3 protein-coding genes and 1 pseudogene are annotated in these 7,644 nt (G+C 30.0%); all 4 read left to right on the top strand.

Annotation, left to right across the window (positions count from 1 at the left end; genetic code table 11):
- A pseudogene (locus BM384_RS17750) lies at positions 1-224 on the top strand (IS91 family transposase); the annotation flags it as partial.
- 15 nt (positions 225-239) lie between these two features.
- The gene (locus tag BM384_RS13550) at positions 240-434 is read left to right on the top strand and encodes a hypothetical protein (RefSeq protein WP_090014394.1); all 195 of its coding nucleotides are present in this window, start codon (positions 240-242) and stop codon (positions 432-434) included.
- Positions 435-711: 277 nt separating this feature from the next.
- A complete protein-coding gene (locus tag BM384_RS13555) occupies positions 712-7,341 on the top strand; it encodes a DNRLRE domain-containing protein (RefSeq protein ID WP_090014395.1) in 6,630 nt (2,209 codons plus the stop codon).
- Between the two features lie 94 nt (positions 7,342-7,435).
- A partial coding sequence (locus BM384_RS17410) for a hypothetical protein (protein ID WP_347455081.1) occupies positions 7,436-7,644 on the top strand: 209 nt, incomplete at its 3' end.

Below are 7,644 nucleotides of genomic sequence, written 5' to 3' on the forward strand. Positions count from 1 at the left end.
AATATAGAATCTTGGCGAGCTTTGGTGTTAGTCCTTGTGATTGTCCTATATGTAATAAGAGAATGAGATTTTATGATATTGTATATCCCAAATATGGTTCGATGCGTGAATACTTAAAAAATAAAATTCTAGAAGGAACTAGAGAAAAGCTTGAAGAAGCTCTTGAAATATACTCTATTGCAAAAGGAATAGTGTATGATAGAATTAATCCGACATCACGATAGTTGGAGGAATTCAGTATGGAAGAAACAATAAAATATAAATGTACACAATGTGGTATGGAAGAAGATATTCCTAAGGAGGTTGTAGAATACTTTGATGAGATGGATCAAAGTAATATAGATGAACCCCCTTGTTTTTCGTGCGAAAAATGCGGCGGTATAATGAGACCTTTAAAATATGATGGAGTTTATGGAAAGAAATATCGTGGATAAAGATAAAGCATAGGATTTTGAGCATCCTATGCTTTTAAATTTTTACTTACAATTAAGTTTCCCGAAGGGAGCGTGGCGTCAGCCACTTTGTTCTTAGACCAGTTATATAAAAAATTTTAAATTTTTAAAAGTAATTTTTTAAATATTTAAGTGTATCTATACATTCTTTATGAAGAACAAAAAGAAAACAAAAAAATAAGGGAAATTTATTGTAAAAATAAGTAAAAATAGATAATATATGGTATAATAGTCTAAAAAAATCAAGAGGAGTGATAAAATGGGGAAAATAAAAAACAAGATTGCTTTACTATTATTAGTGATATTTATAATGAACATTTTGCCAACAAAAGCTTTGGCAGCAAGTTTCACTAGTAATATAAAAGAAAGTGAAAGTCAACAGGATGTAAATAATACTGTTGATGAATCTAAAATTATTGAAGAATTAGTAGAAAAAAGGGATGGTAATACAAAACATTTCTTGAAAGAAGATAAAACTTATGAGGCTGTAGTCTATCCTATACAAGTTCATTATATGGAAGATGGTGTGTGGAAGGATATAGACAATACTTTAGAAGAGGCTAAAGATTCTACTTTTATTGAAGAAAAAGAAGATCAGGAAGAAGTTAATAATGAAGATAACAAGTTAACTAAAGATAATACAGTAGCCGAAGAGGAAAAAGAAAAAGCTGATGGGGAAAAGGGGAGTTTAACTAAAGATATAATTGCACCAGAAGAAAATAAAAAAGAAGAAGTGAAAGCTTTAAATGATTCTAAAGCTGAAAAGGTGCAAGAGACAGAGAATATAGTTAAGAATAAGAATAACAATTTTGATATTTTATTTTCTAAAAATACTAAAAGTAATAAGCTTGTAAGTATTGCAAAAGATAATTATAAATTATCTTGGGGAATTGCAGACACTAAAGAAACTGTGGCTGAAGTTGATTCTATTGATGAAACAGAATTAACTGAAAAGATAAAAGAAGAAGTGCATAAAAAAGTTGATGAAGGGGAAGAATATAAAAAATTATCATCTCAGGAAAAAGATGAAGTTAAGGATGTTTTAACTGAAAATGAAAAGATAAAATCTGTTTTAAAAGCCTATTCTACAGTTGAATTTAATGATATTTATGATGGAATAGATTTGACTTATGATGTTATAGGTGATGTAGTTAAGGAAAACTTTATTATTAAGAAAAAGATTGATGATGTTCAAATTAAAGTTCATCTAAATATGGAGAATTTGGTACCTGTTATTCAAGAAGATAAAACAATTATTTTTTATGATATAAATGACAAATCTAAAGAAATTTATAAAATAGCTGCACCTATTATGTTTGATGATAATGATGAGTCCAGCTGTGATATTGATTTAAGTTTAGAACAAACAAAAGACGGTTATGATTTAAGTATTGTTCCAAGCAGTGAATGGTTAAATGATGAAGATAGAGCTTATCCAGTAAAGCTTGATCCAACAGTAGAAACAGCATTAGGAATAAAGGACATTCAAGATACTTTTGTTTGTTCTTTAGATAGAAATAATAAGAAAAATAATATTTTGGTGAGAGTTGGGAATGGCGGCACTCAAGGAACTATGAGAGGTTATTTTAAATTCAAATTACCAACTTTAAGTACTACTGATATGGTAACTTCAGCTAAGTTAAATCTTTATGAAAATGATGCCTCTAATGGGGGAGCACAAGTTAATGTACATAAGGTTTTAGGTGACTGGAATTCAAGCAATATCAATTGGTCTAATAAACCTGGATATGATGAAAAGATAGTTGATTATAATGTTATTAATACTTCCGCAAATGGTTGGCATGATTTTGATATTACTTCAATAACAAAAGAGTGGTATGAAAGCGGTAATAACTATGGTTTAATGCTGAAAGCAGATAATGAAGGTGGAGGAAAAGTTTCTTTTAGATCTTCAGATACTGAGGTTAGCCAGGCTAGACCAAGTGTTTCTATTGCTTATTGCAGCAATATGGGATTGGAAAGTTACTGGACATATCATACACAAGATATCGGCAGGGCAGGAAATGGGTATGTTAATGATTATAATGGAAACTTAGTTTTAGTTCATAATGATTTAAGCATGACAGGTAATAGAATGCCTGTAACTTTAAAACATATTTATAATTTAAAAGACGGCTGTATAGGTTATGACTGGGGTTATGGACTTGGATGGAGATTGAGTTTACAGCAGAAGGTAGAAGAAAAAATAATTAATAATGTTAAATATTATACTTATACTGATGAAGATGGAACAGTACATTATTTCAAAGCTGATAGTAATAATGCAGTTAGAGATATAGATGGTTTAGAACTTACTTTAAATAAAAATGGTGATGGAAGCTATACCATTAAAGATAAGAAAAATAGTGAGATGAACTTTGGCTCTGATGGATTTTTAAAGGAAATAAAGGATGCTAATAATAACCATATAGTGATTACATATAGAGATACTCCAAGATCAAAGGATATAAGTACTATAACTGATGGAGCAGGAAGAGTAATTACTTTAAATTATAATTCAGAACAAAGACTTGCCAGCATAACAGAACCTGATGGAAGTATTGCAGCTAGCTACAGTTATGACGGAGGACTTTTAAAGACTATCACATATAAAGATGGAAAGGTTTCTACATATAATTATGAAGAATCTAAGTTAGAAGAAGTTATTGATTATACAGGATATAGAATTAATTATGATTTGACTCAAGCCAGTCCTGTAAAAGTTAAAAGTGTAAAAGAAAGTGTTACAAGCGGAGAACAAGGCGGTATTTTAAATATTGAGTATGGCAATAATATTACTACTTTTAAAGATGTACTTAACTGCAAAACTAATATTTATAGTTTTAATAATAGGGGAAAAACAGTTTCAGTTAGAGATGATAAAGGAAATGCTAAGTATTACAAATATAGTGAAATAGGTAATATTGGTAATAAGTTAACTACTGAATCTAAATTACAAAGCACTATCATAAATTTAGCTAGTAATACAAGCATGGAGAATGATGGTGGATATTGTATAGATGGCTGGGGCACAGGAAAAGTTGAGAAATCTAGTGAAGCTTATCTAGGAAGTAAATCAATGAAGATAAGCAAAAAAGATAAGAATTTAGAGAGTTATTTTGAACAGTTGAATTCTTTAGAAAAAGGTGAAACTTATACAGTCTCAGCTTATATAAAAACTAAAGGTGTGTCTGATACCCATAATGGAAATGCTGGAGCTAGAATAGTAGCTTTTGTTCAAGATAAGGATGGTAATTATGTACCTTATGGCTCTGAATTTATTCAGGGAGATACAGATTGGGAAAGATATAGTACTACATTTACAGTTCCTCAGGATAGTGCAAGTGAAAGTGTTATTATCAGAGGTGTTATCTATGGAGAATCAGGAGAAGCTTATTTTGATAATTTTCAATTAGAAAAAGGAAGAGTTCCTAATAGATATAATCTTATTGAAAATGGAGATTTTAAAGGGGAAGGAACAACTCCAGGACCTTGGGAAAACATGGGCTGCGATAACAATAGCGGAGTTACTGGTACAGGTGATATAAGTCATATTTCTTATTTGAGTAATAATGTTTATAGAATAACAGGGGCAGCTAATAGTGCTGAGAGAAAGATAAAGCAGCATGTTAATGTTTCAGGTAAAAAGGGAGATGTTTACTCTATAGGAGCCTGGGCTAAGGCTGAGGCAGTTGAAAGAGGTAAGTTTGCTCTTGAAGCAATTATAAATACAACATCAGGTCAGATAGAAACTTTTAAGTTTAATTCTGATTGTACTGACTGGCAGTATTTAAGTGAATTTATGATTGCTAAAGATGATTACAGCAGTATAGATGTTTACTTAATTTATGAAAATAACGTTAATACAACTTATTTTGATGGAGTACAGCTTTACAAAGAAACTTATGGAGTAAGTTATCAATATGATTCTGAAGGAAATATTATTTCCTCTGTAGACTTGGCTAATAAAAATACAAAGTTTAAATATGATGGAAATAATAACTTGATAAAAAGCATTAATCCAACTGGAAGCAATTTTAAGTATGAATATGATACACATAAAAATATTATTAGAGCTGAAAGCTCTGAAGGAATAGTATCTATTTTTGAATATGATCAATATGGTAATGCAGTAGAAGCATCACAAAGAGAAGATTCAAATAATTATTTAAGAATGTCTTCTTCTTATACAGAGAGTGGAAACTATGAAAAAACATTTACTAATAGTTTAGGTAGTACTGTTACTTACAATTATAATGAGATTAAAGGAAATCTAAATAGTGCAACAGATGGTAAGGGATATACTACCAACTATGTTTATGATGTTATGGGAAGAATTACAGAGGTTTCTAAAAATGTAGGAAATTCAGCTTCTGTAAATAAATATACTTATACTAACGATATAATTACACAAATTAAAACTAATGGGGTAAGTTATAACTTTAATTATGATGCTTTTGGAAAAAACACCAATGTAAGTGTAGGTTCTAAACAATTAGTTAAAAATGATTATGATAATAAGACAAGTGAATTATTAAAAACTACTTATGGTAATGGTAATGCAATAGCTAGGGATTATGATGGGTATGGAAGAATTGTTGGAGGAAGAGTACTTGGTGATAATAAAGTTGGAGTTCAATATGTAAGTCATATTTCAGGACAGGGCTGGCAGAATACTGTTTCTAATAAGGAGGTAAGTGGAAACGGCAATACATGTTCAATCATTAATGGGATTAAGATTTCTTTAACTAATGCACCTAAAGATATGAAGATTAAGTATCAAGTACATGTGTCTGACTTAGGATGGCTTGATGCTAAGAGTGATGGAGAAATTGCTGGTACAATAGATCAAAATAATAGAATTGAAGCTATTAGAATTAATCTTGAAGGTGCTCCTAAAGGATATAGAGTAAGATATAGAGCACATGTAGAGGATATTGGATGGCAGGACTGGGTACAGGATGGTGAAGTTGCTGGTACTGTAGGTGTTGCAAAAAGAATAAATGAGATAAGAATTGATGTAGATAAGGTTAGATATGCAAATATTTATGATGCTAATGGAAATTTAGCAGTTAAAACTGACTATGTTAATGATGTTGAGTATAAATATACTTATGATTTTGTTGATAGACTTGTAAGAGTATCTGATTCTAATGGTAATGTAACTAGATATACTTATGATGAAAATAACAAGAGTAGTGTTGTAAGTGAAAAGATTAATGGAAAAACTTTAAGTAAAAGTTGTAAATATGATAAAGACGGCAGAGAAGTTTCTTTTACTGTAAAGAATGATAATAAAGAGTTTAGTATTAATCGTAATTATGATAAATTAGGAAGAATTAGTGATAGAACTATTGAAAATGGTAGCAATAAATATAAAATAAGCTATGGATATGCTGGAAGTTCTAAATTAGATGCAGAGCTTAGATGTGAGGCTCATGTATCTGATAAAGGATGGATGGGTGAAGTTAAAGCTGGTGAGACAGCAGGGACTACTGGTGAAAATAGGGCAATGGAAGCCTTTAAGCTAAATCTTAATACTTCAATTCAAGGAATGACTATAAAATATCAGGCTCATAGTTCAGGTTTAGGATGGCTTGACTGGGTAAATAATGGAGAAGTTGCAGGAACTGTTGGACAAAGTAGACAGGTAGAGGCTGTAAAGATTAAATTGGAAGGCGCTCCACAAGGATATCATGTAAAATATCAGGCACATGTAGAAAATGTGGGATGGACTGCTATAGTTCAAGATGGAGAAGTCGCAGGAACTACTGGTGAAGGTAAAAAGATAGAAGCTATAAGAGTATCCTTAGTTAAGGATGGAACTTCAGAATCAACTAATATTTCTACTATAACTTTTGGGGATGAAAATATCTCATATACTTATGATAAGAATGGTAATATAGAAACTGCAACTAATGAAGAGGGTAAAGTAATTAAATACTATTATGATGAATTAAATGAATTAGTTAGGGAAGATAATGAAGTTTTAAATAAAACTTTAGTTAATTCTTATGATTTAGATGGAAATATTTTAAGCAGATCAGAATATCCTTTAACTCATGGAGAAGTTAATGAACAGGCTATTAAAACTATTACTTATGGATACAGTGATAATAATTGGAAGGATAAGCTTACGTCCTTTGATGGAAAAGCAATTACTTATGATCAAATAGGAAATCCGTTAACTTATGATGGATGGAGTTTTACTTGGAATGTTGGTAGAGACCTAATGTCAATGAAAAAAGGTAATGATAATATTACATACAAGTATGATGAATCTGGTGTAAGAACTGAGAAAACTGTTAATGGTTTAACTACTAAGTATATTCTTTCAGGAGATACTGTTATTTATGAAAGTAATGAAGATGATGAAATTTATTATACTTATGATAGTGTAGGAGATTTAGTTTCTATTAATCTTAATGGAGATGAATACTTCTATTTAAGAAATTTACAAAATGATATTATTGCTTTGGTAGACAATAATGGAAATAAAGTAGTAGAATATACTTATGATTCTTTTGGAAAAATTATTTCTATTGATGGTAAGTTAAAGGAAAGTTTAGGAGTTAAAAATCCTTATAGATATAGAGGCTATAGATATGATAACGAAACTGGTCTTTATTATATACAAACTAGATACTATAATCCTGAGGTAGGGAGATTTATTAATGCTGATAGTATTATTGGAGAAGAAGGGGAAATATTAAAACATAATATTTTTGCTTATTGTTCTAACAACTTTGTTAATTTTTGTGATGATAATGGAGAGAGTGGTGTAGTAATAGGCGGCATAATATTGAGTTATGCAGCTTGCGTAGGAATAGGTGTAGCTGTTGTTGGAACATTTTGTTTCGCATATAATCGCTCAATGTCGTCAACTTAAGAATAAAATAAAAAATATAAAAAAAAGCTTGACAATAGAGAAAAAATTTGCAGCCTCGCTATAGAGAAATAAATTTATAGCGAGGTTTAATATTATGAAAAATACAACATTATTATCTGCAATTTTGAAAGATACAAACAATTTAATTACTTCGAGTGAATTTAAAGAAGCTTACAGTTTAGGTAATTCATTTTCAAGAAATAGAAAATTATCATTTTCTAATGCTGTCTTTTTTATTTGCTCCGCATTACGTAAATCTATATCTTCTGAAATTAATAATTTTATTGAAGATCATAAATATTT

It is taken from the genome of Clostridium sp. DSM 8431 (assembly GCF_900116755.1).
Lineage (GTDB): Bacteria > Bacillota > Clostridia > Clostridiales > Clostridiaceae > Clostridium.